Source organism: Jiella mangrovi (genome assembly GCF_017815135.1).
Classification (GTDB): domain Bacteria; phylum Pseudomonadota; class Alphaproteobacteria; order Rhizobiales; family Rhizobiaceae; genus Jiella; species Jiella mangrovi.
In genome coordinates, this window is the sequence record NZ_JAGJCF010000016.1 from 107063 (window position 1) to 133635 (window position 26573).

Consider the following 26573-nt stretch of genomic DNA (forward strand, 5'->3'; position numbering starts at 1 on the left):
AATAGCAGGGGCTGGGACGGGCTTTGCGTTGACGACTGGACAGCGCACAACGCGGAAACGGAAAAATGAGCTGACCGGCCACCCCGCAGCGGTCAGCCGGTCACGACTTCGACAAGAGCGGACACCCTGGCTCGCGCGTCTTGCCCCGTCTTGTCGTGTCTTGGCGGTTCGTGCCGTGAGGTGCTGCGTCATCGAGGGCATAAGACGAATTCAGAGTGCCGTCGTCGGATGGCTTTCATGCGGGCTCGAGGAAATACCCCGTCAATCGGCGTTTTCAGCAACAATCGGAAAGTCGGCTCTCCGGGCAAGTCCGACCGTCAGGCGCCTGGCGCATCGCACGTCCCCCTTGCCCGTTCCCACGGACCTGCGTGACAACGAAGCGGCTTAGCGCTCAATCGACGAAGCGAACCTCCGTCAGGGTGAAGCCTTTCGCACGCAGGGCCCGGCCGAGATCACCGCTCGGATGCTGTCCGGCCTTGTCCGCCGAACGACGGGGCGCCGACACGACGGAGGCAAGAGCAATGCGCGAGGTGATCGTCTCCTGATCGCCTGCGGCAGCCTTCGTCCCGGCCGCAGCCTTTCTGGAGACGGCGACCACACGCCCGCCCTTGCCCGCGATCACCTCGGCCTCGATCGTGCTTTTGCGAGGCTCGACCTCGATCAGCTTGGCGGCGGTCCGGCGCGGTGCGGGCGTCTCGCGATAGGATGCGGCGACGAGGCCCGGCTTCGGCACGTCGCGAGCGGCCACCCTTGGCGCGGCCGGACGGTTCTTCGGAACGACGGCCGCAACCTCATTCTTGTCGCGAGAGGCGAGCGCGTTGATCGCGGCCGCTGCCTCGTCGCGCTTTTCCACCTTCACGCCACCGTTCAGGAGGACATCGAAATTGGGACGATCCGTCGGCGTCGGAACGGCGTAAGCGAGCTGGCCGCTTGCGAGGCTCTCCTCCGGCTTTTCGGTCTCGAGTGCGGCCACCAGGGCGCCGACCTCGCTTGTCGCCGGCTCGGCGGCCGGCGTCGGCGCAACGCGCGCTGCGAAAGTGGGAAGCGGCACACGCGCCATATCGAGGGCAGCGACCTCAGCCGCCGCGGGAGCTGCCGGCGCCGCAGAAGCAGAAGGAGTACCCGTATCGAACGTGTCGGCGACCTGAACGGAAACGCCGCTCGGCAGATCCCGGCTCGGACGGCGCTGGGGAATGACAGCGGCCACCTGGACGGGATCGCGGGCCGGCGCGGCCCGTGCGGGCGCCACGGCCGGCGTCGCGACATCGGCCTCGTCCTCGCTCTCGTCGGACGTGTCACCGCTGCCGAAGAGCATGGCGATCAGCGACTTGCCGCCGCCGGAAGAGCTCGAGGAGCTGGCATTGGCGACCTGGATCTCAGACTGGCTGCGGCGGGACTTGTAGGAGGCGAGCGCCTGGTTGTAGCCCGGCAGCGGCTTGCCGTCCGATGGAACATGGACCGTTCCGCCATTCGGGAACACGGCGAGCAGCTCGCGCCGGTTCATGCGCGGCCAATGGCGGGCATTGCCGATGTCGAAATGAACGAAAGGCGATCCCGAACGCGGATAATAGCCGACGCCGCCAACCTGCATCTTCAGGCCGATCTCGCGCATCTTCTTCAGGGGAACATCGGGAATGTAGAAGTCGAGCGCACGACCGAGCGTGTGCTGGCTCTGCTTGGCAACGCCGGAGGAGCGCGAGCGAAGCATCGCGTTGGTCGCCGGGGAGCGATAACCGCAGATCACGTTGATGTAGCCGTTCGAGCCCGACTGCCGGTAGGCTTCCCAGATCAAATCGAGAAGCCGCGGATCCATCGTCGTGGCCTTGGCCTTGCGCCAGTCGCGCAGGAACCAGTTGATCTTCTTCAGCTGAGACTGGTTGTAGCGGCCGTTCACCTTGTAGGCGAAGGCGCCCTTCTCCTTGGTATGGAGATTGTAGAACTTGAGGGTCCGCGTCTCGGCCGAAGCGGCGCTTGCGAAGGCTCCAGACAGCACTGCTGCGACGGCCATGGCGGCTAGACGCACGGCCAAACGCCTTGCGCCGTCAGTTCGTCCGAACATGCGGCATCCCCCTTCGAATGATGTCCCGCGCCCCCTGTCCCCCGGCGGCGCCCGTTCCGAAAAACGGCTCTTATTTCCTGAGTGAGCTTGCCCAAGACTGCGGCATGAAAATGACAGCGCGGAACTTTTTCAGTCTTACCCTGCCGAAAAATGGTTAAAGCGGCATTAAGGATACGGCAATCCTCGAAGATAGATCCTTGATACAGTTCGGTGATTCGCGCCTGCAGTCCGCCGCGAGCCTGCGTCCCGACAAAGCACGGGGGTGACGCCGCCCGTCAAGCCCGGGAACAGACTGAGAAATGTCCCCGCGCGGCGAATCGGTTCACGCCGGAAAATCGATCCGGTCGCGCAGATAGGCTTCCATGCCGTCGAGCGATTTCTTGCCGACCTCGCTTGGAAATGCCTCGAAGACGTGGACCCCCCCATTGGTCAGGTGCAACTCAGCGGCATTGCCGGCGGCGATCCATCGGGTCGCCATGAAGACGGTGTCGTCGACGAGCAAATCCCTGGTGCCGCAGCTGAAGCGGGCTGGAGGTAGCCCGCCGAGTTCGGCATAGAGCGGCGAGACCTGTGGATCCTTCAGGGAATATTCGTCCGGCACCAGACGCAGAACGTATTCCTTCACGTCGTCGGCATTGAGGATCAGGCGCTCCGCGTCGGCCGCGCGTACGCTGGGCGTCAGGGACAGATCGTAGCAGCCCGCCACGAGCAGCGCCGCGCCGAAGGGACGCAGCTTGTATTCGTCGCGCAGGCGAATGAGCGTCAGAACCGCCAGATGGGCTCCCGCGGATTCGCCTCCGATCGCCAGAAAGCCGCGCGGCGCCGGCAGATTGCCGTTTGCCAGTGCAATCGCGACATCGACGCAGTCGTCCCGTCCCGCCGGGAAGGGATGTTCGGGCGCAAGGCGATAGTCCACCGAAACCACCGTCAGACCGGTCGCGTCGGCGAGCCGGCGCAGCCGCGGATCGGACTCCTCGGCGCTGCCGAAGACCCAGCCCCCGCCGTGAAAATGCAAAAACGTGCCGCGGGTGGCCCCGTCCGTCGGACGGATGATGCGGATCGGGATCTCCCGCCCCGCAGACCCGATGTGAACATGCGATTCCGCCGCCTTGTCCCGGCGCGCATAGGGAAAGATGCCCTTGCCTTCCTTGCGGGCCTGACGAACCTTGTCGAGCGGCAGGGACCAGGGGTCGGGCCGCTGGCGTTGCTCGTTGCGAAGCCACTCCGTCAGCTTGACGAGCTCAGGATCGGTGGCATCGGGATCGAATGCTTCAGGGTCGATCTCCAGTCGTGCCTTTGCCATGCTCATCATCCTGCCGGTCAGTTGCTGTTACGAGTGAAAGCTAGGCGACCTTCGGCGCCGTGGTAGGGTGTCTCGGCGAACGCCGTGCATGTGGCGCAAAAGCAGGGGCAGGCGCGGGCCGCGCCGGGGCCGGCTGGTGTGCCGGCGAAGCCCGTCTGGAAGGTGACGCGATAGACCGCCGCCTCGCCGCGAACACCGAAGCGAGCATGCTCGCGTCACTCCGCGATGATGTGCGGCACGAAACGCGAGAGGTTGCGGGTGATCGGCGAGCGATCCTCGCGCATTCCGAGACCGCAGGCCCGGTCCCCGACGATCCACGATCCGAGGACGGCATAGGCCCCATCAGCCTCGAAAAGATTCGTCAGGGCCTGCACGACATAGCCCTCCTCGCCGTAGGATCCCTCGGTGATCTCGACGCTCTGGCCCTGCTTCAGGACCTCGACATTTTCACCCTCGCGCGAAAACAGCGGCTTGCGGACGGCATCGCTCAGTGATTTCGCCTGCGGCTCGTCGTCGAAGAAGGCCGGCAGGAGGTTGGGGTGGCCGGCATGGCGATCCCAAAGCATCGGCAGGATGCCCTTGTTCGACAAAAGCGTCTTCCAGGGCGGTTCGACGATCGTCGCGCCGGCCGTCGACAGATACTTGGCGAAGGGCTCGCGCAGCATGTCTTCCCATGGATAGAGCTTGAACAGGAGGTCGATCACCCGGTCGTCGGTGTCGGTGAAACGGCCCTGATGGTCGACGCCGATGTCGCGGATGTCGAGAAGTGTGGTCCGATGGCCGGCCTGGACAGCGCAGTCCATCAGATAGGCGGCCGTGCCCCGGTCCTCGTCGCTCTCTGTCCAGGCGGCGAAATGGAAGATCGGGTCCCTCGAGAAAGCCCCGAAGGCTTCGACGAGGCTTTCCTGGATCGAATTGTACTGATCGGCATCTTCCGGCAGCGCGCCGCGCGCGACGTTGTCGGTCAGCCAGTTGTACTGGAAATAGGCCGCCTCGAAGATGGAGGTCGGCGTATCGGCGTTGTATTCCAGAAGCTTCGCCGGCCCGGTGCCGTCATAGGCGAGATCGAAACGGCCGTAGAGATGCCTGTCGCCGCGCTGCCAGGATGCCGCGACGAGGTCGCGCATCTCCTGGGGCACCTTGAGGCGCTCCATCGCCGCCTCGTCGCGCACCACGTCGGCCACGAGATCCATGCACATGTCGTGGAGTTCCTGGGACGGCGCCTCGATCGCCTCCTCCACCTCGGCGAGCGAAAAGGCATAGGCCGCGTCGTCAACCCAGTAGGGCTCGCCATACATTTCGTGGAAGCCGAAGCCGACCGCTTCCGCCGCCTCGCGCCAGTTTTCCCGCTCGGGGATCGCGATCCGTTTCATCGAAACGCGCCCTCCGCGACGAACTTGCGGCCCGGCGCAAGGCCGCCCTCGGCCGCAGCCGGTCCGGCAGACCGCTCACCCACCGAAGAAGCCGCCGCGCGAAGAGGAACGTCCGCCGAAGCCATAGCGCGAGGCCGTGGTCGTGCCGACATTCACGGGCCGGCTGCTGCGCTGGCCGTTGCTGATCGTCGAGGTGACCGTGTTGCCGTTGCGGGTGCGATAGATCGGCGTCGAGGAATAGCCGGACGAATAGCGATAGTCGCGATAGGCGGCGTAGTTCGACAGGTTGGCGATGGCCGAGGAGATCAGATAGCCGGTCATGAACGGCACGAAGAAGCCCGAGCCGGAGCCGCTGGTCTGGCCGACCGAGTTCTGGTCACTGCCGTCGCCGGCCCGAAAGCATCTGCCGGCACCGACCTCCGCTTCGCATTCCTGCAGGTTGGCATAGTGAGGCGCGTCGGACAGATGTTTCTGCAGCGCCTGCTGGTATTCCGCCTGGCAGATCTCCGCATCGACGCCAGCGTCGGCGCATTGCTGCGGCGTCGAGAACGCCATTTCCTTCGGCGTATCGTCGCCGCAACCCGACAGAACCATGCCGGTGGCGGCGATGGTTCCGAGCGCGAGAATTGGCGGTGTGCGCCGGGTGAAGCGTCTTGTCATCCTCACCTCCCTCAGTAGGTCATGCAGGCGGCGTTGAGAATGCCGACGGCAAGCGCGATGCCGCCGCCCCAAAGACCTGCGGCGATTTCACCGTCGGTGATGCGCTGGTGGAGCCCGGTCATCGTGCGCGAGGCGATGAAGAAGGCGAGAATCTGCGCCAGAAGACCGATCACCGCCCAGATGATGAAGTCGACGATGCTGAGCGAATTCGCCGCCGCAGAGGCCAGCGGCAGTGAGAAGCCGAGGATCGCGCCGAGGAACGCCACGACGGCTGCCGTGTTGCCGGCCCGGATCAGGGTGATCTCCTTCTGCGGCGTCAGCGTCGTGTAGATCCATGCGAACAGGGCGTAGAGCACCAGGCCAAGGATGAAATAGGCGAGAAAGGCCGGCAGGCCGGCGGCATATCCAAACATTCAAGTCCCTCTCGATGCGCGGAGCTTTTCGCCCCATGGTGTGTCGTCGCCCCCGTTCCGCGAGGCTTTCCGCCACTTGCAACTCGGCAGCGGATCGGTCGTCCTCACACGCGCCTGACATCGGCCGGCGATAGCCCATAGCCGAGTAGGAACGCCACCGCGCCGCCCTCGCGGCTGGCCCGTTCGGCGATATCGCGCTCGATATTGAGGAGCAGCATCTCCTGCGTCGCGCCGAGCGGCCGCGCATAGAGCATGCAGGTCTGATGGATCTGGCGTACCCGCTCCCCGTCATCGACGTCCTCGACGAATTCCACGAGTTGGGCGCGTCCCGAGCCCTCGCCCCAGTAGCGCTGGAAGATCAGGCCGTCGGCATCGTAGGTCGGCTGGCCGATCAGGCCCGAGGGCCCCGCCCAGCGGTCCCATTCGGCGCGATCGGCCGGCACGACGCTGTCCCAGGCGGAATAAAGGCTGATGTCGGTTATGGCGTCGCCCGGCTTGCCGCTGGCCGAGAGCGTCTGCAGGAGACGGTCGTCTTCGTCGTAATAGCGCGACAGGACCGTCTCGCCGTCGAGCCGCGCCTCGCCATAGGCGACGACGATGAAATTGCCGCCTTCGGGCAGCTCCATGCCGGGTGAGGTTCCGGCCGCGTCGGCCTGCAACGCCAGCGTGTCGATCTCGATCGCGCCGCCGAGCGCGACGCCGAGCGGCCCGCGCTCCACCGGAAGATCGGCCGACTTGTCCTTGCCACCGAACAGCGAGAAGATCATGCGCTTGTCCTCGCGAACGCTTCCCAGGCGATGGCGCCGGGATCCAGCCTCTGGTCGGCGATGTAGTAGAGAACGTCGCCGGAACGAATCTCCATCGTGTCCTTGCAGTTGAGATCGACATTTCCGTGACGGGCCATGCCGACGACGGTCACGGCGTGGCGTCGGCGCATGGCGTGAAGCGCCGTCTCGTAGTTGAAGCTCGTCGTGCCGTCCGGAACCGTCACCGAATAGGCGGTGTCCTGCGTTCCGGCGGACAGAAGCAGATTGGCGATGACCGAGGATCCGGGGTCTTTCGCCGCACGGACCATCAGCTCAGACGAGAGCGACGTCACCGCTTCGATCTGCGGATTCTGCCGATGCAGGATCGTTGCCGTCGATTCGAAGTCGAAATAGGCGACGACATGAGCCTTTTCACAGGTCGCCGATGCGACGAGAGCGGCCGCCAGAGTCTCGTCGTCGGTTTCGCCGCGCACGATGATCGAGCGCGCATTCGCCCCGCCGGCCCGCTCCAGCCCGACCGGATCGGCCAGCCGCTCGACGCGGACATAGTCGATCTTGTCGGGCATGGGATTTTCTTCGAGATCCTTGGAGATCAGCACTGTCAGCGCTTCGCCGGCAGCGCGTTCGGCGACGATCAGCCCGAGCAGCCGCTGCGTCGCCGCCTCGTGCCAGCCCATGACGATGTCGTGCCCCGACCGGTCGCCAAAATTGCCCAGCCCCTTCATCCGGCCTCTCCAGCTGTTGCTCACCGCCGACAGGAGCTTGCCCAGGACGGCGGTGAAAATCGCGATCGCGCCAGGCAGAACGAAGAAGGCGGCAATCAGCCGCCCCGCCCCGGTCTGAGGCGACAGGTCACCGTAACCCACCGTCGTCGCGGTGACGACGTAGTAGTAGACGAAATCGACCGGCCTTGCGACGAAGTCGCTCTCGCCGACAACCATCAGGAGTAGCCAACTTGTCAGGAAATGGCCGATTGCGAGCCCGGCGATCGCTCCCCATGTGAGTTCGGCAAGGGCGACGTAGAAGCGACGCAGATAGGACGAGAACAGTGGCACGAGTGATCCGGTTCAGTCGATTTGTGGCCTCACGCGGCCGAATTTCCCTGGCGTCGATCCTGGCCGCCAACGGTGCGAATCCGTTTGGACAGGCCTTTCGTCGTGATGTAGAACCCCAACCCGAACCTTGGCAACCGAGGGATACCCCGTGCAAAAGTGGAATCTAGCCAGCCTGACGGAGCTTTTCGCGTCAGACCCGGAGGCGCTCGGCGATGTCGACGTCACCGTCGTCGAGACGGGCGACGTGATCCGCGTGACACTGAAGGAGAAAGGCGATCTGGACGTCCTCGTCGCCGCCGGCGGCGACCAGGTGCTCGCCAGCGTGATCCTGGCGCCGGCCGATACCATCCCGCATCGCGAGGCGTTCGAACGGATGATCCTGTCGACGCACAAGCTCGTGCCGCTATCGACCTTCGGCATCGTCACAATCGACGAAACCGAGTATTATGAGCTGTTCGGCTCGCTGTCGGCCATGTCGAGCGCAGCCGAGATGGTCGAGGAAGTCGCGGTGCTCGCCACCAACGCAGTCGACGCGGCCAACATGATCGAGGACTGGAAGAAGCGGGAGAACGGGCAATGAGCGTCTGGAACAAGCTGTTCACTGCCGTTCGCGGCGGCGTCAACGAGGCTGCGGAAGGCGTCGCCGACACGCAGGCGCTGCGCATTCTCGACCAGGAAATCCGCGACGCGGAAAACGCGCTGCGCCGCGCCCGCTCGGATCTTGCCGGCATCATGGCCTCCAACAAGTCGCTGCAGCGCCGGGTCGCCGAAGCGCGGGACAAGGAGCGCAAGGACACCGAAAGCACCCGCGCCGCGCTGCAGGCCGGCCGCGAGGACCTCGCCCGGGGCCTTGCCGAGCGCATCTCCAAGACGCGGACCGAGGCGAGCCGCGACGAAGCCGAGCTCGAACGCCTCAACCAGCGCCAGCAGCAGATGATCAAGGCGGTGCAGGACACCGAGCAGCGCATTCAGCAGATGCGCCGCGAGGTCGAGAACGTGAAGGCCAACGAGTCGCTGATCAAGGCGCAGTCGGCGATCGCGACCACCCAGTCCGGCGTCAACTCCAAGCTCGGCAATGCGATGGATTCGCTCGAGCGCATCCGCAAGAAGCAGGAGATGACCCAGGGCCGTCTCGAAGCCGGCGAAGAGCTCGCGGCGCTGGAATCGGGCTCGGATCTCGACCGACAGCTGCTAGCTGCCGGGATCGGCGGCCAATCGCAATCGGCCGACGACGTGCTCGCCCAGATCATGGGCACCCCGTCCTCGCCGTCGATTTCCGGGCCGAAGGATCACCCTGCCCTCGACCGGCCGAGAAACAGCTGATCGCACCTGCCTGACATTCGGCCGCGCTCCTCCGGCGCGGCCACGCCCATTCCCAGCCCCGGCCTCAGCGCCGGGGCATTGTTTTTTCGGTTTGCAGCTCCGTGCCCCCAATCCCCACGCTTCTCGCCGGCATCCTCTTCACCCTCGCGGCCGGTACGGCCTTCGCGGTCCAGGATTCGATCGGCAAGCACCTGACGACTCTCGTTCCGCTGATCCAGGTTCTTTGGGGCCGCTACATCTTCCAGACCCTGATCATGGCCATCGCCCTGACGGCAACGCGCGGCCCGTCCTTTCTCAAGACCCGGCATCCGGTCCTGCAGCTCCTTCGGGGCATGTGCCTGCTCGCCGCGACGTCGCTGATGTACTGGGCGCTCACTTACGTGCCGCTCGCAGACGCCACGGCCGTGATCTTTTTCGCGCCGATCCTCGTCACCGTCTTGTCGGTCGTCGTCCTCAAGGAGACGATCGGCATCCACCGGATCGGCGCCATCATCGCGGGCTTCGTCGGCATGCTGGTCATCCTGAGGCCGGGCCTTGCAACCATCGAGCCGCATCTGTTTCTCGTCGTCGGCGCGGCGGCGTTCAACGCCTGCTATCTTTTGTTGACCCGCCGGCTCTCCGGGCGCGAGGACAGCGCCGCGACGATGTTCAACACCACGGCGCCAGGCGCCGTCATCCTCACCTTTATGGTCATTCCGCTCTGGCAGACGCCAAGCCCGACTGCCGTCGCCTTCATGGCTGCGATCGGCCTCACGGGCTCGGCCGCGCACTTCTTTCTGGTGCGCGGCTTTTCCTTCGCCCCGGCTTCGCTGCTCTCGCCGTTCCTGTATGTTCAGGTTCTCGCCGCGAGCGTCCTGACCGTCCTCGTCTTCGGCGACCCCTTGCATCTGACCACCGCCATCGGCGCGGTGATCCTCGTCGCCTCCGGCCTCTACATCTGGTGGCGCGAGAACCGCTGAGCGCCCGTCATCACAGCATCGGCCCGAAAATCGCTTGATCTCCGGGCCGACGAGAAGACTCGATGCGTTGGTGCGTCGTGGCGGACGCAGGGTGCCCTAGATACGCAGCCGGTCGCTCGCAGAGCGCGCGAACGCCTCGGAGACATGGGCGTAGGAGCGCCGCGCATCCTCTGAATCGGCCGTGTCGTCCGGCTCGAGGATGAAGACGAGGAACGAGCGCCCCGTCACCATGTAATCGGTCCCGAATTCGAAGGGCGCGAGCTCTTCGCGCACGGGCAGATTGGTGTCGATCACGCAGCGCCAGCGCTTGCCGCCGGGTGCTTCCGGCAGAACGAAGTTCACCACGTCGAAATGCGCATTCATCACGATCAGCATGGTCGCGTCCGTGCCGGGACGCCTGATGCCGGTTTCCTGGGCGCGGCCGTCGAGGAGGACGCCGAAGCACTTCGCCTCGCCATCGGCCCAGTCGCCATCGACGAACTCCTGCCCGTCCGGCTTCAGCCACGCCACGTCCTTGACGCCGAGTTCCTCGTCGAAGGTCCCGTGCAGGAACGTGCCGCGGCGCAGCATGGCGAGCGACTGCCGCAGGATGATCAGCTTCTGCACGAATTCCGCCAGCTGGCGGCTTTCGGGCGTGATCTTCCAGTCGACCCAGCCGATCTCGTTGTCCTGGGCATAGGCGTTGTTGTTGCCGCCCTGGGTGCGGGCGAACTCGTCTCCGGCCAGGATCATCGGCGTACCGCGCGAGAACAGGAGCGTCGCGAAGAAGTTGCGAAGCTGCCGAAAACGGATCTCGACGATCTCCGGATCGTCCGTCAGGCCTTCTGCGCCGTAATTGTAGGAGAGGTTGTGCGAATGGCCGTCGCGGTTGTCCTCGCCATTGGCCTCGTTGTGCTTGTCGTTGTAGCTGACAAGATCGTGAAGGGTGAAGCCGTCATGGGCGGTGATGAAGTTGACCGAAGCCCAGGGTTTGCGGCCCCGGCGATCGAACAGATCGGCTGACGCGGAGAATTTGTTCGCGACCTTCGGGATCATCCCGTCGTCGCCGCGCCAGAAGGCGCGGATCGTATCGCGATAACCGTCGTTCCATTCCGCCCAGCCCGGCGGAAAGCGGCCGACCTGATAGCCGCCCGGCCCGCAATCCCAGGGCTCGGCGATCAGCTTCACCTCGGAGAGAAGCGGATCCTGCATGGTGGCGTGCAGAAAGCTCGATTCTTCCGAAAAGCCGGTCGGTTCGCGTGCGAGAATCGTGGCGAGATCGAAGCGGAAGCCGTCGACGCGCATTTCGCCGGCCCAGTATCGCAACGAGTCCGTCACGAGCTGCATCACCCTTGGATGCGACGTGTTGACGGTGTTTCCGGTGCCGGTGTCGTTGATGTAGTAACGCGCGTCGTCCGGCATCAGACGATAGTAGGTGGCGTTGTCGATGCCCTTGAAGGAGAGCGTCGGTCCAAGCTCGTTGCCCTCGGCGGTATGATTGTAGACGACGTCGAGAATGACCTCGAGCTTGGCGTGGTGAAAGGCCGAGACGAGCTCCTTGAACTCGGCGATCGAGTTCGACGCCAGGTAGCGCGGGTCCGGCGCGAAGAAGCCGAGGGAGTTGTAGCCCCAGTAATTGCGCAGGCCCTTTTCGACGAGATAGCTGTCGTCGACGAAGGCGTGGATTGGCATCAGCTCGACGGAAGTGATGCCGAGGCTGCGAATATAGTCGATCACCTCGGTGGTCATCAGCCCCGCGAACTTGCCGCGATCGCGCTCCGCCACGGCCGGATGGCGCATGGTGAAGCCCTTCACATGGGCCTCGTAGAACACCGTCCGGTCCCAGAAGACGTTGGGCCGGCGCTCGTCGCCCCAGGTGAAGGCCGGATCGACCACCCGGCATTTCGGCACGAAGGGCGCACTGTCGCGCTCGTCGAAGCTGAGGTCCGCGTCGTCATGGCCGATCGTGTAGCCGAACAGCGCGTGGTCCCACTTCACCTCGCCGATCAGCTGCTTGGCATAGGGATCGATGAGCAGCTTGTTGGGGTTGAACCGGTGGCCGGCATCCGGCTCGTAAGGCCCATAGACCCGGTAGCCATAGATCTGCCCCGGCCTGACATCCCGCAGATAGCCGTGGAAAATCTCGTTGGTGTATTCCGGCAGTTCGATCCGCTCGATCTCGCTCTTGCCGTCCGCGTCGAAGAGACAGAGCTCGACCTTGGTCGCATGGGCCGAGAAGATGGCGAAGTTCACACCGATGCCGTCCCAGGTCGCGCCGAGAGGAAACGGCCGCCCTTCCTGGATTCGGCGAGGACGTACCGCGGTCGGGCCGCGATAGGTCTGGGTCGTGTTCGGGCGGATTTGGATCGTCACGAAGGATTCTCCAGAAGCTGGAAGGGGGACGCACCTTAAGACCGGGAGAACCCACTTGGTTCCCCGGTCACAGGCATTTCAGAACAAAGTCTTACGCGGTCGGTCACGGCGCCGCCGCTCAGGTGGCGACCTGAAGCGAAAGGCGATCAGATCGTCAGAATGGAGGCGCCGGTCGTCTTGCGACCCTCGAGGTCGCGATGGGCCTTTTCGGCATCGGCGAGCTTGTACTTCTGGCCGATGGTGATCTTCACCGCGCCCGACGCGATCACGTCGAAAAGCGCCTTCGCCGAAGCCTCCAGCTCCTCGCGGGTCGCGACATAGCTGAACAGCGTCGGCCGCGTCATGTAGAGCGAGCCCTTCTGGCTCAGGATCTGCGTATCGACCGGCTCCAGCTTGCCGGACGCCTGGCCGAAACTCGCCCACAGACCGCGCATCCGCAGGCAGTCCAAGCTGCCGGGAAACGTGTCCTTGCCGACGGAATCGTAGACCACATCGCATTTGCGGCCGCCGGTGATCTTCTCGACCTCCTTCACGAAGTCGGCCTCACGATAATTGATGACGTGATCGTAGCCGTTCTTCAGAGCGAGGTCGCATTTTTCCTTCGAGCCGGCGGTTCCGATGACCGTCGCGCCGAGATGCTTGGCCCACTGGCCGGCGATCAGGCCAACGCCACCAGCAGCCGCGTGGAACAACAGGACCGTGTCGGAATCGACCGGATAGGTGCGACGCAGGAGATATTCGGCGGTCATGCCCTTCAGCATCACGGCCGCCGCCGTCTCCAGATCGATCGCCTCGGGCACCAGCACCGCCTTCTCGGCAGGCAGCACGATCGTCTCGGCATAGGCGCCGTTGACGCCGTTATAGGCGACCCTGTCGCCGGTCTTGAAAAGCGTCACGCCCTCGCCGACCGCCGATACGATGCCTGCGCCCTCCTTGCCGAGGACGAAGGGCATCTTCTCCGACTTGTAGAGCCCGGTGCGGAAATAGACGTCGATGAAATTGATGCCCGCCGCCTTCTGCTCGACGAGGATCTCGCCCTTGCCAGGCTTGCCGGGATCGTAGTCTTCGAAGGAGAGAACCTCCGGTCCTCCGGTCTCCTTGACGATGATCGCCTTGCTCATGGCGGTGTCTCCCTGATCTGATCCGGCCGGTCGTTGCCGGCGCGTCAATTCGCGCGCGTTCCCCGCAGCCAATCCTTGAGCTGGAGGACGCCGCCGATCAGAAGGAGATAGAGCCCCGAGGCCACAAGTCCCCACCGAACCCATGGCGAGGCATTGAAATTCTGCAGAAGAACCATCATCCCGAACACCGACCAGACCGCGACGACGGCGAGCGTGAGGGGCCTCAGGACACGAACCCGAACAGGATGGACGAACTTCACCGGCAGGAAGGTCGCGGCCGCGCAGAGGACGACGAGCGTGAACGCTGCCCATTCCGGCGGGCGGACGGCGAAGAGCGTGAAGACGACGAAGTTCCAGGCGACGGGAAAGCCGCGGAAGAAGTTGTCCTTCGTCTTCATCCGCATGTCGGCATAGTAGATCGCGCTCGAGATCACGATGAGAGCCGCCGCGACGAAGGACGACGGACGGCCGATCATGCCCGAAAGATAAAGCGCGACGGCCGGAATGAGCGAATAGGTCGCGTAGTCGATGATCGAATCAAGGAGATCACCCGACCAGTTCGGCAGAACCCCTTTCACGTTGACCTTGCGCGCCATTGGCCCGTCGATACCGTCGATGAACAGCGCCAGACCGAGCCACGCGAACATCGCCACCCAGCGCTGTTCGGCTGCCGCGATCAGCGACAGGAAGGCCATGAAGGCGCCGCTCGCGGTAAAAAGATGGATCGCGAATGCGCGCCAGCGGTCGGTGCGATCATAATCCTCAGTCATATCGGACATAGGCAGGCTGTCTTTCCCAGCGACCGTTTCTTCGTCTTCTTGGCGAACATCGTCCCCCACCATTCGTTCCGGCCATTGCCATTGGCTGTAACGGGCGTATCTGCGAAAACCAAGTCGTACATGCACGCATTCGGCAAGCAGCGGCAGAAAATCAGGTGAGCAGGGAGCAGCGCCATGCAACGCAGGCAGATCATCGTCGTCGGCGGCGGGCTTGCCGGGACGGCGACCGCACTGGGCCTCGCCAGAGCGGGTTTCGATACGCTGCTCGCGGCGCCAGAGCCTCCGGCCGACAAGCGCAGCTCGGCGATCCTCGGCAAGTCGCTCGCCTTCATCGCCGATCTCGGAGTCGTCGAGGCGCTCGGCGAAGCCAAGGCACCGCTTGCGGTCATGCGGATCGTCGACGATCTCGGCCGCCTGTTTCGGGCACCGACCGTCGAGTTCAAGGCCAGCGAGACCGGTCTTTCCGCCTTTGGTATCAATGCCTTGAACGCAGACATTGGTGCAGCGCTGAAAGCAGTCGCGGAAAAGACCGACAATCTCGAGATCCGCCCCGTTGCCGCCACCGGGCTCACGCTCGATGACGATCGCGCCGTCGTCACCCTCGCCGATGGAACCGAGATCGCCGCCGACCTCGTCGTCGCTGCCGACGGCCGGCGTTCGGCGATGCGCGAAGCAGCGGGGATCACGGCCCAGAACTGGAGCTATCCGCAGACCGCCATCGTTCTCAATTTCGAGCATTCGCGCGATCACGGTTCCGTATCGACCGAGTTCCACACCCGAACCGGGCCGTTCACCCAGGTTCCGCTGCCCGGCCGCCATTCCTCGCTGGTCTGGGTCGAGGATCCGAAGCTCGCCGCGCTCTACATCGACCTGAAGCCGGACAAGCTCTCGACGACCATTGCCGAAAAACTGCACTGGATCCTCGGAGACGTCTCGGCGGATGGGCCCATTGCCCGCTATCCGCTCGGCGGCAGCCGCGTCGATCGCTTGACCGCAAAACGGCTGGCTCTCGTCGGCGAAGCCGCCCACGCCTTCCCGCCGATCGGCGCACAGGGGCTCAATCTCGGCCTCCGCGATGCCGAGGCTTTGGTCAATCTCGCCTCCCAGTCGCTCGATGATCCCGGCTCGCGCCTGATGCTGTCGCGCTACGAGGCCGCTCGGCGCGGGGACGTGATCTCTCGTACGGCCGGGGTCGACGTCCTCAATCGCTCGCTGCTCATGGATTTCCTGCCGGGCCAGATCGCCCGCAGCGGGACGATGGCGGCGATGGGGCTGGTCGCGCCCTTGCGGCAATTCGCGATGCGCGAGGGGCTGGTGCCCGGTGCAGGCCTCACCGGCCTGCCACACTCAGTTCGAAAATGGATGGGTGGGCACGAGGCCGGTCGAGATGGCGTAGAGGAGCAGGGTTACGGTCGTCACTGAGATGACGGTGGTGACCAGCACCACAGCCGAAGCCCGCTCGACCCAGACTTCGTATTGCTGAGCAATCACGAAGACGTTGGTCGCGGTCGGAAGGCTTGCCAGGAGCATGGCGCAGCCGACCCAGACCGGATCGAACGGTCCCGCCAGCACGAGAACCAGCCACACGACGATCGGATGCAGGATCAGCTTGATCGGAACGATGGTGAAGAGCTCGGGCGGAACCCGCTTCAACGGCCTCAGCGCCAGCGTGACACCCATGGCGAACAGGGCGCAGGGCGCCGCCGCCCCGGCCAGCAGTTCCAGCGAGCGTTCGATCGGACCGGGCGGCTGAAGCTTGAGCACCGCCCCCAGGACACCGACGATCGTCGCGATGATGAAGGGATGGGTGAAGATCTTGATCGCGACCTGCCGGACCATCGCCGGCGCTGACAGCTTTTCGCCACCGCCCAGTGCCATGAGAAGCGGCGCCATGACGAAATGCAGGACGCTGTCGAAGCAGAAGATCAGCGCCACCGGCACGGCGGCCTGCGGCCCGAGCGCGACGAGCGCGATGCCCGGGCCCATATAGCCGATATTTCCATAAGCGCCGGCCAGCCCCTGGATCGTCGATGCCGGCACGTCGCCGCGACTGCGAAGAAGCGCCACGGCGAAACCGACCACGAAAATGACGAAGGTGGCGAGCGTCGTCGAGGCGATGAAGCCGACGCTCGCCAGTTTCTCCACTGGCGTCTTCGACAGAAGCTGGAAGAACAGCGCCGGAAGCGCGATATAGATGACGAAGACGTTGAGCCAGGCCAGCCCACCGATCGGATGAGGCGCCAGCCTTCCGGCGGCGAAGCCAAGGGCAATCAGGCCGAAGAACGGCGATATCAGCCCGATGATTTCGATCATCGGATCGATCCAATCTTAATCGCTGTCATGCTAGAACGCGAAATGGTGACGGGGCCTGAGATGCCCGTTCGAAGGATGGCTGCGGCCCGCCCGTGGTAATGGAGACATGACGGCTATGCAAACCGCCCGCTTTTATATTGGCCAGATCGTCCGCCATCGCATGTTTCCGTTTCGCGGCGTGATCTTCGACGTCGATCCGGAGTTCGACAACACCGAGGAATGGTACGAGTCGATCCCGGCCGGCGTGCGCCCGCGCAAGGACCAGCCGTTTTACCACCTGTTCGCGGAAAACGCCGAGAGCGAATACATCGCCTATGTTTCGGAGCAGAACCTCGTCCCCGACGAAACCGGGGCGCCGGTGCGGCATCCCGAGGTGGGCGAGATGTTCGTCGGACCGATCGATGGCGCCTATCGGCTGAAGATCGAGAACCGAAACTGAGCTTCGTCGCCAGCGATCAAGCCCCGAACCGGTCTGGTCACCACCGGACGGCCGTCGTTTTCACGGCGAAGCGATGACGCTCGCTCGCTGCGTTGTATCAGCGGCAAGACGAAAAAAACCGGCGGCCGCATGGACCACCGGTCGGATTTTAGACTGAAACGTCAGCACCTTGTCGTCGCAGGCTCAGCCATCGCCCGAGGACGATGCGAGCCCGATTACGTCACTGAGCCGGGGCACCCGCGTTCTTTGCCGCGTTCTGGGCGTCCTCGAACTTCTTGCGACGCTCCTCGGCCTGCTTCTGCAGCGCGTCGTTCAGTTCCTTCTGGCGCTCGGCAAGCGCCGACTGATCCTTCGCCGGGCCGTCATAGGCGTCGGTGAAGCCTTTCAGCGTGACCGGGATCGGATTTGCCTGACGCTGGAAGTTGATCGAGGTGACAACCATCTGGTTGCCCTTCTTCATGCTGTTCACCATGGCGTCGGTCAGTTCCGCCTCGGCGATGCAGCGGTTCGGAAAGCAGACCGAATAGTTCAGCGTCTGCGGCTGATTGTTGTCGATCTTGACCTGAACACCCGCCGGGATGACGCGACCGGTGGGAACGACGGCCTGGATGACCTTCTGGTTCACCTTGCCCTTGACGTTGATCAGATTGACGGCGGTGATCAGCTGGCGGGTATCGGCAATCAGCGAGTACTGGGTGTTGCAGATGTCGTTCTCGCCCTGCTTCGAGCAGACCTTGAACCACTCGGTCGGCATCACCTGTGGGCTCTGCTTGGCATCCTGGGCGTTTGCCAGGGGCGCACCGGCGAGCAGCGTGGCTGCACCCACGAGCACGCCTGCAAGCTTGGAGAGCGAAGCGTTCTTCATCCGGTTCTGCACGGCCTGATGTCCTTTCGGCGCGTTAATTCCAAATCAATGGCGGTTCCTTAACGAGCCCGGACGTCTTTCGCAAATACGGCGGTTTGAGGGCTCGCACGGGCTGAGGTTATGATACGGGCCGCAGCGTCAGGCGGTGATGGCCATTATGGGCACCTCCATGACCGCATCGAGAGGCCGAAGAGATTGCCCCGCATCCCGAAAGGCCGGCGATCCGGCCATTATTTGCCTTGCGTCCGCGCGTGTCTCGGCTAGCCTGCCGCGGCGCTCGGGTGGCCACTCCGGATATGGATTGACGGGGCTGCGCACCAGGGGCCGAACGTGGGAGAACGATCTTGACCACCATACGCGCCGCCGTCCTCAATGAATCCCCTGTGAATGCGCCTTACGCAAAGACGCGCCCGCTTTCGATCGAGACACTCGATCTGAAAGATCCCGGCCGCGGCGAGATCCTCGTGCGCGTGAAGGCCGCGGGCCTCTGTCATTCCGACCTGTCCGTCGTCAACGGCGCCAGACCCCGGCCGGTGCCGATGGCCCTTGGCCACGAGGCGTCCGGCGTCGTCGAGGCGCTCGGCGAGGGTGTCGACGATCTCGAGGTCGGCGATCACGTCGTGATGGTCTTCGTTCCCTCCTGCGGCCATTGCCTGCCCTGCGCGGAGGGACGCCCGGCCCTGTGCGAACCCGGCGCGGCGACGAACGGCGCGGGAACGCTGCTCGGCGGCGCAATCCGCCTCACCTATCGCGGCGAACCCGTGCATCACCACTTGGGCGTCTCGGCCTTCGCCGAGGCCGCGGTCGTCTCGCGCAACTCGGTCGTGAAGGTCGACAAGGATCTGCCCTTCGAGCATGCCGCACTATTCGGCTGCGCGGTCCTCACCGGTGTCGGCGCTGTGGTGAACACCGCCGGCGTGCGCGCCGGCCAGCGGGTCGCCGTCATCGGCCTCGGCGGCGTCGGGCTGGCGGCGCTTCTCGGCGCAAGGGCGAGCGGCGCCGGCCAGATCATCGCCGTCGATCCGATTGAAGAGAAACGCGCGCTGGCGCTCGAACTCGGCGCGAGCGAAGCGATCGATCCGCGCGAAGACGGGGCCGACGCCAAGATCAAGGCAATGACGAGCGGCGGCGTCGATGCGGCGATCGAGCTTGCCGGCTCGGTTCCCGCCCTCGACTTCGCCTACCGCATCACGAGACGCGGCGGTCTGACCGTCACCGGCGGCCTCGCCGCGCCGACGGAGCGCCTCGCCCTCGCCCCCGTGACCCTCGTCGGCGAAGAGCGCACCCTCAAGGGCAGCTACATCGGCAGCTGCATCCCAAGCCGGGACATTCCCCGTTACGTGGCACTGTTCAAGGCCGGCCTCCTGCCGGTCGACAGGCTTTTGACGAGCAGGGGAAGCCTCGACGGCATCAACGAGGCGCTCGATGCCCTCGTCGAGGGCCGCACCGTGCGCCACGTCATCGAAATGTGATAGGCCCTGGCCCGCGGTCTTGAATGACCGGCACCAGATGACGGCGCCGCCCACATGCGGCGGCTCAGCCGAACTTTCGCGCCGCGTCGATGCCGAGACCGAGACCGACCGAACCGAACGCGTCCGATTGCGCGATCTTGGCCGCGGGAAACCTTGAGACCGCCACGGACCTCACCGCAGGCACCTGCGCACCGCCGCCGGTCAGGATGACGGTCTCGACCGCGTCGGCGCTCACGCCGGCCTTCGCCAGCGCCTCGTCGATCGCCCCGCCGATCCGTGCGACGAGATCGCTGGTCGCCGCTTCGAAAGCCGCGCGTGCCGTCTTCGCTTCCAGAACCATCCCGGGTTCGCGCAATGTGACGACAGCCTCCTCGTTTTCACTCAGCGCGATCTTTGCGGTTTCGACGGCGCCGGCCAGCCTGTGGCCCGAACGGTGCTCGAGAAGATGGGCGAAGCGCGCGAGTTTCTGCGGCTCCGCCGCCTCGCGCTCGAGCGCCTTGATGTCACGCGCGATGGCGGGCGTATAAAGCGTGTTGATACGATGCCAGGTCGCCATATCGTTGAAGTACCAGACCGGCAGCCGCCGCTTGCCGTCGGCCGTGGAGCTGCCGAGGCCGAAATGCGGCATGACTTCCGCGATCGAAAGCTGGCGGTCGAAGTCGGTGCCGCCAACGTGAACGCCAGTGAAGCTCAAGATGTCGGCGAGGCGATCCCTGGCCCTGGCTCTTTGCGGTGAAAGACGCACGACCGAAAAGTCGGACGTGCCGCCGCCAATATCGACGACGAGGGCGAGTTCCTCCCGGGCGATCTGGCTTTCATAGTAGAGCGCCGCGGCCACCGGCTCGAACTGGAATGCGATTTCGGAAAAGCCGACGCCCCTTGCGGCCGCCTCGAGCTGGTCCTGCGCCGCCCGGTCGGCGGCGTCGTCCTCGTCGACGAAGCGCACGGGGCGGCCGAGAACGACCTGGTCCAGACGCACGCGCCCCTCGCCGCCGGCCTCGCGGCGCCGCGCTTCCAGTTCGAGCTTGCTGCGCAAATGAGCCAGGAAGCGGCCGATGAGCTCGACGAAGCTCAGCCTTTCGCGGCCGACACGCGTCGTCTCCTCCATCAGGGACGTCCCGAGCACGGATTTCAGCGCCCGCATGAAACGACCCTCGGCCCCGTCGACATATTCGAAGACGGCCGCGCGTCCGAAATAGGTCTTGCCGTCCTCGAAGGAGAAGAACAGCGCGGACGGCAAGGTCGGGGCATCACCCTCGACGGCGAGGAGCTCAGGACCGGCATTGGAGCCGATCGCCGGCGCGAGACCGACGGTCGAATTCGTGGTGCCGAAATCGAGGCCGACATAGATTTGGGACATGAAAGAAGCTCGGCTTGGCGCTGCGAGGGCCGCCGCGCGAACCATGCGGGACGATCGTGTCGCGGCACTGAAACAGGAAAGGGACGATCCGGCGAGCGGCGTCTCTAGCCGAAGAAGGGCGTCACTTGAACCCCGATCGAAGATTTGATCGCGCCCGTGCGAGCCTCGCCTCATTGAACCGGAGCGGGCCCGCAGCTATCGGATGGCAGAAAGATTTCTCGTCAGAAGCTGAGCAAAGGCGAACCATGGCCCTCCCGGACGGCTTCACCGACATTCCTCCCGGCAAGATCGCCGCCATCGCCACGATCATGGAACGACGCCACCGCCCTCGCGGCGACGAAACCGTCAGCGGCGGGAGCGCGAACTGGCGCTTCGAGCAGGTCGGCGCGCCAGACCTCGACTGGTACACCAGTCTCCTGCGCCGGGTGGGCTCGCAGCATCTGTGGTATCAGCGGCTGATCCAGGGACCGGATGCGATCGCCGCGAAGATCGCCGACCTTGCGACCATCATCCACGCGCTCTTCGTCGACGGCCGCGCCGAGGGAATCGCCGAACTCGATTTTTCCGAAGAGGGCGCGGCCGAACTCGTCTATTTCGGCGTGACGCCCGCCCTCGCCGGCTCGGGCGCCGCGCATTTCATGATGCAGCGCCTCATCGCCTTCGCCTTCTCGCGGCCGATCGAACGGCTCTGGCTGCATACCAACACCATCGACCACCATCGGGCGATGGCGTTCTACAGCCGCGCCGGCTTCACGCCCGTCCGGCAGATGCTGGAGCTTGCCGACGATCCCCGGCTTCTCGGGCTGTTCTCGACGGACACCGCCCCGCAGGTTCCGCTGTTCGCCGGGCCGAGCGGCGACTGACCCGCGCAGAAGAAAGCGGCCGTCCGCTTCGGCCGGGACAAAAGCCGGTGCCCCATGACGGCCACGCGCCAATGACAGCGTCGATGATTTGACGACCCGCGATTGCCGGGCAGTGCGCCCTGCGAGGTTTGCATTTTCACGAGCAGGCGCCCCAGGGAATCAGGACCGACTGCCTCCCCGAAAAGGTCGAGCTCGCTCGGTTTTTCACCGCAGCCACGGCAAAATCGCCGGAAATTCACCACGGCGCCATGCACTGAGAACATATCGCAGGTGCATTTTTGCTGCATCGCACTCCGCTCGGGCGAGGTCGATCGCGGCGTCGATCCACGGAAGCGCGAATCAAAAATGGCCGGCAACGGGTGTGCCGGCCATTCTGGTGTAGTCGAAGCTGAGGCGCCTCTTCGGCGCATCTCAGCTCATTCCTGATATTCGAGCAGATCGTTGTAGCGCAGCGCCAGCATGGTGCAGACGGCGCCCGAAAGCAGGTAGAGGCCGGCCGCGACCAGGCCCAGATGGTAGGACAGGTACAGCGCGATGAAGGGCGCGAAACCCGCTCCCACAAGCCAGGCGAGATCCGACACGATCGCCGAACCGGTATAGCGGTAGCTGCGCGGGAAGTTCGACGCGACGACGCCCGAGCACTGGCCGAAGGAGACGCCGAGGAGCGTGAAGCCGAAGACCATGTAGATGATTTCGCCGGCAACGCCCTGCGACAGAAGCGATGGCGCGAAACCGCTGAAGACAGCGATCAAAAGCGCGCAGACACCGAGGAGGTTCCGGCGCCCGTATTTGTCGGCGAGATAGCCAGACGCCACGATCGCGATCGCCCCGATCAATGCGCCGAAGCCCTCGATGATCAGGAAGCGCGTGACGGCTTCGTCGGTGAACAGATCGATCCACGAGAGCGGGAACACGGTCACCATATGGAACATGGCGAAGCTTGCCAGCGGCGCGAACGCGCCGACCATGATGAAGCGCGAATACTGGCGCAGCGTCTTGCGAACGCGGGAAGCCTGCAGTTCGCGGCGCTTGAACTGATGGATGTATTCGGGCGTCGCGACGATTCGAAGCCGGGCGAAGAGCGCCACCACGTTGATCGCGAAGGCGACGAAGAACGGGAACTGCCAGCCCCAGGCGTGAAATTCCTCGGTCGGCAGAAAACCGACGAAGAAGGCGAAAAGACCGGATGCGACGATCAGTCCGAACGGCGCCCCGAGCTGCGGCACCATGGCCCACCAGCCACGCTTGTTTTCCGGCGCATTCATCGCGAGCAGCGAGGCGAGGCCGTCCCAGGTTCCGCCGAGAGCCAGGCCCTGACCGATCCGGAACAGCGCCAGCAGCCAGATCGACGCCGCGCCGACGTCGTTATAGGCCGGCAGGAACGCCACGACCACCGTCGAAGTCCCCAGCAAAAACAAAGCGATGGTCAGCTTCGTCGCCTTCCCGTGCACCCGGTCGATGGTCATGAAGAGCCACGTACCAAAGGGTCGCGCAATGAAGGCGAGAGAGAAGATCGCGAAGGAATAAAGGACGCCCGTCAACGGATCGACGAACGGAAAAACCCGCTGTGGAAACACCAGCACGGAGGCGATCGCGAACACGAAGAAGTCAAAGAACTCCGACGTCCGGCCGATCACGACTCCGATGGCGATATCGCTCGGATTGAGGGGGTGTCCCTCGGCGTCGCTGGGAGCCTGGGAACCGGTGAAGTGGGGGGTGGCAACAGTATCGCTCATTCTGCGCTCCCAAGCACGAAAAGGGGTCGGGCGGCAAGCAGGCCGCAGATTAACGGTCTGTAAGGTATCACCCCCTCACGGAAAAGGGGGTTGAGCCACCGGCCGATTTGTTGAATACCGGCGCCGTGCGGCAGTCAACACGTGGTTTCGATCCGCTGACGCCCATTTCATGTCCGAACAATACGGGGCCGCTCCATTGCGTCCGTTTCGCCTTCTCGCCCTCCTGTCGCTGCCCTTCGTGCTCAGCGCCTGTAATTCGCCGCTGCTGTTTCCGGACGGAGACATTGCTGCGCGCCAACGCGACATGCTGTTGATCGCCACGGGATTGATGTTGATCATCATCATCCCGGTGATCTTCATGTCGCTGTATTTTCCGTGGCGCTACCGCGCGTCCAACAAGGCGACGCCCTACGATTCCGAGTGGGATCACTCGACCAAGCTCGAACTGGTCATCTGGACCGGGCCGCTCCTGATCATCATCGTCCTGGGGGCCGTAACCTGGGTCGGAACCCATCTCCTCGATCCCTTCCGGCCACTGGACAAGATCACCACGAGCGAGAAGGTCGCGCTGCACGAGAACCCGCTCGAGGTTCAGGTGGTGGCGATGAACTGGAAGTGGCTCTTCATCTATCCGCAATACGGCGTCGCCTCGATCAACGAGCTCGCAGCGCCGGTCGACCGGCCGATCCGCTTCGACCTCACCGCGGAATCGGTGATGAATGCCTTCTACATCCCGACGATGGCCGGCATGATCTATTCGATGCCCGGCATGGAAACGAAGCTTCACGCCGTGATGAACACGCCGGGCGCCTATGACGGCTTCGCCTCGCACTACAACGGCGCCGGCTTCTCCGACATGAATTTCAAGTTCTACTCGCAAAACGAGCAGGACTTCGACGCCTGGATCCAGAATCTCAAGGATTCCAACCGGACACTCGACAAGAAGACCTATCTGGAGCTTGCAAAGCCCAGCGAGGCCGTTCCCGTCGAGTACTTCTCCTCGGTGGACAAGGATCTTTACAGCCGGATCCTCGGCATGTGCGTGCACGACGGCAAGCTTTGCATGCAGCAGATCATGCAGATCGATGCCGGCGCGGCCGAGCCCGGCAAGACGGTGACCATCGACCAGCTCAAGTACCAGACCTACGACCTGGACAAATACGGCCATGGCAAGGAACAGGACGAGGCTCAGGGCGCAACGGCACCGGCGACGAACCGCGAGCCGCACAGTGACGAGACGAATGGCGGCGGGGAGCCTGCTGGCGAAGACAGCATCGCACCGCCGCAACTGAACGACTGACCAAGGGCTCCGGCCGGTGCCGGGGCGTTCGAAGCAACAGACCGAGACATAACCATGCTGGGCAATACGGATCTCACACGGCTGATATTCGGGCGTCTCACGCTAGAATCCATCCCGTATCACGAGCCGATCCTGGTCGCGACGTTCATCGCCGTGGCGATCGGCGGCGGCGCCGTCCTCGGCGCACTGACCTATTTCCGTCTGTGGGGCTATCTCTGGAAAGAGTGGTTCACCAGCGTCGATCACAAACGCATCGGTGTCATGTACATCGTGCTGGCGATCATCATGCTCCTGCGCGGCTTTGCCGATGCGATCATGATGCGGACGCAGCAGGCCCTCGCCTTCAACGGCTCGGAAGGGTTCCTCCCGGCCCATCACTACGACCAGGTCTTCACCGCACACGGCGTGATCATGATCTTCTTCGTGGCGATGCCGCTGATCGTCGGGATCATGAACATCGTCGTGCCGCTGCAGATCGGCGCGCGCGACGTCGCCTTCCCCTTCCTCAACAACTTCTCCTTCTGGATGACCGCCGGCGGCGTCATCCTGATCATGGCCTCGCTGTTCATCGGCGAGTTCGCCCGCACCGGCTGGCTGGCCTTCCCGCCGCTCGCCGACGCGGCGAACAGTCCCGGCGTCGGCGTCGACTATTATATCTGGGGCCTTCAGATCGCAGGCGTCGGTACGCTGTTGTCAGGCGTCAACTTCCTGGTGACCATCATCAAGATGCGCGCCACCGGCATGACCATGATGCGCATGCCGATCTTCACCTGGACGTCGCTCTGCACGAACATCCTGATCGTCGCCTCCTTCCCGGTGCTGACTGCCGTCCTCGCCCTCCTTTCGCTCGATCGTTACGCGGGAACGCACTTCTTCACGAACGACCTCGGCGGCAACTCGATGATGTATTTCAACCTCATCTGGATCTGGGGCCATCCGGAGGTCTACATCCTCATCCTGCCTGCCTTCGGCGTGTTTTCCGAGGTCACCTCGACCTTCTCGGGCAAGCGCCTGTTCGGCTACACCTCGATGGTCTACGCGACGGTGGTCATCACCATCCTCGCCTATCTCGTGTGGCTCCACCACTTCTTCACCATGGGCAACGGCGCCAGCGTGAACTCGTTCTTCGGCATCACCACGATGATCATCTCGATCCCGACGGGAGCGAAGATCTTCAACTGGCTGTTTACGATGTATAACGGCCGCGTGCGCTTCGAGCTGCCGATGATGTGGACGATCGCCTTCCTGGTGACGTTCACCCTCGGCGGCATGACGGGCGTTCTCCTCGCGGTTCCCCCCGTCGATTTCGTCGTCCACAACTCGCTGTTCCTCGTCGCCCACTTCCACAACGTGATCATCGGCGGCGTGTTGTTCGGCATGTTCGCGGCGATCAACTACTGGTTCCCGAAGGCCTTCGGCTTCAAGCTCGACGTCTTCTGGGGCAAGGTGAGCTTCTGGTTCTGGGTGATCGGTTTCTACTTCGCCTTCATGCCGCTTTACGTCCTCGGCCTGATGGGCGTCACCCGCCGGCTGCGCGTGTTCCACGATCCCTCGCTGCACATCTGGTTCATCATCGCCGCCTTCGGCGCAGCGCTGATCGCCGTCGGTATCGGGGCCTTCCTGATGCAGATCTTCGTCTCGATCCGCAATCGCGAGAAGCTCGCCGACACGACCGGCGATCCGTGGGATGGCCGTACGCTTGAATGGGCGACGTCCTCTCCGCCGCCGCACTACAACTTCGCCTTCACCCCCGTCGTGCACAGTCTCGACACCTATGCCGACATGAAGAAGCGTGGTTTCGAGCGGCCGATGGAAGGTTTCAGGCCGATCCACATGCCGAAAAACACCGGTGCAGGCGTCGTCATCGCCGCCCTCGCGACGATCTGCGGTTTCGCCCTGATCTGGTACATCTGGTGGCTTGCGGCCCTGAGCTTCGTCGCGATGCTCGCTGCCGTGATCGCGCACACCTTCAACTATGACCGGGACTACTACATCCCGGCCGACGAGGTCGCAGCGTCCGAGCGGGCCTTCGCCGACACACTGGCGGCGCGGAGCTGATTT

The 26573-nt window shown here is 64.2% G+C and carries 23 protein-coding genes; 9 read left to right on the plus strand and 14 right to left on the minus strand.

Annotation, left to right across the window (positions count from 1 at the left end; genetic code table 11):
- Positions 1-391 precede the first annotated feature (391 nt).
- The 7 genes from mepK to J6595_RS17960 all read right to left on the minus strand — a co-directional run bounded on the left by mepK (position 392) and on the right by J6595_RS17960 (position 7630).
- Positions 392-2059 (minus strand): peptidoglycan L,D-endopeptidase MepK, encoded by a 1668-nt coding sequence (gene mepK / locus J6595_RS17930; protein ID WP_209596281.1) that lies wholly within the window; start codon positions 2057-2059, stop codon positions 392-394.
- Positions 2060-2381: 322 nt separating this feature from the next.
- Positions 2382-3362 (minus strand): alpha/beta hydrolase, encoded by a 981-nt coding sequence (locus J6595_RS17935; RefSeq protein WP_209596284.1) that lies wholly within the window; start codon positions 3360-3362, stop codon positions 2382-2384.
- Between the two features lie 215 nt (positions 3363-3577).
- Positions 3578-4735, minus strand: a complete 1158-nt coding sequence (locus J6595_RS17940) for a glutathionylspermidine synthase family protein (RefSeq protein ID WP_209596286.1) — start codon at positions 4733-4735, stop codon at positions 3578-3580.
- Positions 4736-4810: 75 nt separating this feature from the next.
- Entirely contained in the window at positions 4811-5395 is a 585-nt protein-coding gene (locus J6595_RS17945) for a DUF1190 domain-containing protein (protein WP_209596288.1), read from the minus strand.
- Between the two features lie 11 nt (positions 5396-5406).
- The gene (locus J6595_RS17950) at positions 5407-5808 is read right to left on the minus strand and encodes a DUF350 domain-containing protein (RefSeq protein WP_209596290.1); all 402 of its coding nucleotides are present in this window, start codon (positions 5806-5808) and stop codon (positions 5407-5409) included.
- Between the two features lie 104 nt (positions 5809-5912).
- Entirely contained in the window at positions 5913-6572 is a 660-nt protein-coding gene (locus tag J6595_RS17955) for a DUF2491 family protein (RefSeq protein ID WP_425342172.1), read from the minus strand.
- Positions 6572-7630: an ion channel gene (locus tag J6595_RS17960; RefSeq protein ID WP_209596293.1), complete on the minus strand. Its 1059-nt coding sequence runs from the start codon at positions 7628-7630 to the stop codon at positions 6572-6574. The genes J6595_RS17955 and J6595_RS17960 overlap by 1 nt, the downstream gene beginning before the upstream one ends.
- 148 nt (positions 7631-7778) lie before the next feature.
- Here J6595_RS17960 and J6595_RS17965 point away from each other — a divergent pair, with 148 nt between their 5' ends.
- From J6595_RS17965 to J6595_RS22880, 3 genes are all read left to right on the plus strand, one after another.
- On the plus strand, positions 7779-8210 hold the full coding sequence (locus J6595_RS17965; protein WP_209596295.1) for a YjfI family protein: 432 nt from the start codon (positions 7779-7781) through the stop codon (positions 8208-8210).
- On the plus strand, positions 8207-8953 hold the full coding sequence (locus J6595_RS17970) for a PspA/IM30 family protein (protein ID WP_209596298.1): 747 nt from the start codon (positions 8207-8209) through the stop codon (positions 8951-8953). Before J6595_RS17965 ends, J6595_RS17970 begins: the two co-directional genes overlap by 4 nt.
- Before the next feature lie 101 nt (positions 8954-9054).
- On the plus strand, positions 9055-9912 hold the full coding sequence (locus J6595_RS22880; protein WP_209596300.1) for a DMT family transporter: 858 nt from the start codon (positions 9055-9057) through the stop codon (positions 9910-9912).
- 96 nt (positions 9913-10008) lie between these two features.
- On the opposite strand, the gene glgX is transcribed toward J6595_RS22880, so the two are convergent.
- The 3 genes from glgX to pcsA form a co-directional block, all read right to left on the minus strand.
- Positions 10009-12258, minus strand: a complete 2250-nt coding sequence (gene glgX / locus J6595_RS17980; protein WP_342453242.1) for a glycogen debranching protein GlgX — start codon at positions 12256-12258, stop codon at positions 10009-10011.
- 152 nt (positions 12259-12410) lie between these two features.
- On the minus strand, positions 12411-13385 hold the full coding sequence (locus J6595_RS17985; protein ID WP_209596304.1) for a quinone oxidoreductase family protein: 975 nt from the start codon (positions 13383-13385) through the stop codon (positions 12411-12413).
- A 44-nt stretch (positions 13386-13429) separates the two neighbouring features.
- A complete protein-coding gene (gene pcsA, locus J6595_RS17990; protein WP_425342173.1) occupies positions 13430-14155 on the minus strand; it encodes a phosphatidylcholine synthase in 726 nt (241 codons plus the stop codon).
- A 183-nt stretch (positions 14156-14338) separates the two neighbouring features.
- Here pcsA and J6595_RS17995 point away from each other — a divergent pair, with 183 nt between their 5' ends.
- Complete coding sequence (locus J6595_RS17995) at positions 14339-15586, plus strand: UbiH/UbiF family hydroxylase (RefSeq protein ID WP_209596309.1); 1248 nt, start codon at positions 14339-14341, stop codon at positions 15584-15586.
- Here the strand turns inward: J6595_RS17995 and J6595_RS18000 are convergent.
- The gene (locus J6595_RS18000; RefSeq protein ID WP_209596310.1) at positions 15512-16477 is read right to left on the minus strand and encodes an AEC family transporter; all 966 of its coding nucleotides are present in this window, start codon (positions 16475-16477) and stop codon (positions 15512-15514) included. The genes J6595_RS17995 and J6595_RS18000 overlap by 75 nt on opposite strands.
- Positions 16478-16592: 115 nt before the next feature.
- On the opposite strand from J6595_RS18000, the gene hspQ reads away from it, so the two are divergent.
- On the plus strand, positions 16593-16916 hold the full coding sequence (gene hspQ / locus J6595_RS18005; RefSeq protein ID WP_209596354.1) for a heat shock protein HspQ: 324 nt from the start codon (positions 16593-16595) through the stop codon (positions 16914-16916).
- Positions 16917-17136: 220 nt separating this feature from the next.
- On the opposite strand, the gene J6595_RS18010 is transcribed toward hspQ, so the two are convergent.
- Complete coding sequence (locus J6595_RS18010; protein WP_425342174.1) at positions 17137-17781, minus strand: invasion associated locus B family protein; 645 nt, start codon at positions 17779-17781, stop codon at positions 17137-17139.
- Between the two features lie 344 nt (positions 17782-18125).
- Between J6595_RS18010 and J6595_RS18015 the strand changes: the two genes are divergently transcribed.
- A complete protein-coding gene (locus tag J6595_RS18015; RefSeq protein WP_245198776.1) occupies positions 18126-19253 on the plus strand; it encodes a zinc-dependent alcohol dehydrogenase family protein in 1128 nt (375 codons plus the stop codon).
- A gap of 64 nt (positions 19254-19317) precedes the next feature.
- On the opposite strand, the gene J6595_RS18020 is transcribed toward J6595_RS18015, so the two are convergent.
- Positions 19318-20613 (minus strand): Hsp70 family protein, encoded by a 1296-nt coding sequence (locus J6595_RS18020; protein WP_209596313.1) that lies wholly within the window; start codon positions 20611-20613, stop codon positions 19318-19320.
- A gap of 245 nt (positions 20614-20858) precedes the next feature.
- Between J6595_RS18020 and J6595_RS18025 the strand changes: the two genes are divergently transcribed.
- On the plus strand, positions 20859-21476 hold the full coding sequence (locus J6595_RS18025) for a GNAT family N-acetyltransferase (RefSeq protein WP_209596315.1): 618 nt from the start codon (positions 20859-20861) through the stop codon (positions 21474-21476).
- Positions 21477-21892: 416 nt separating this feature from the next.
- On the opposite strand, the gene J6595_RS18030 is transcribed toward J6595_RS18025, so the two are convergent.
- Positions 21893-23212, minus strand: a complete 1320-nt coding sequence (locus J6595_RS18030) for an MFS transporter (protein ID WP_209596317.1) — start codon at positions 23210-23212, stop codon at positions 21893-21895.
- Between the two features lie 169 nt (positions 23213-23381).
- Here J6595_RS18030 and cyoA point away from each other — a divergent pair, with 169 nt between their 5' ends.
- Positions 23382-24512 (plus strand): ubiquinol oxidase subunit II, encoded by a 1131-nt coding sequence (gene cyoA / locus J6595_RS18035; RefSeq protein WP_209596319.1) that lies wholly within the window; start codon positions 23382-23384, stop codon positions 24510-24512.
- 54 nt (positions 24513-24566) lie between these two features.
- Positions 24567-26570 (plus strand): cytochrome o ubiquinol oxidase subunit I, encoded by a 2004-nt coding sequence (cyoB, locus tag J6595_RS18040; protein ID WP_209596321.1) that lies wholly within the window; start codon positions 24567-24569, stop codon positions 26568-26570.
- The last annotated feature ends 3 nt before the right edge of the window (positions 26571-26573 follow it).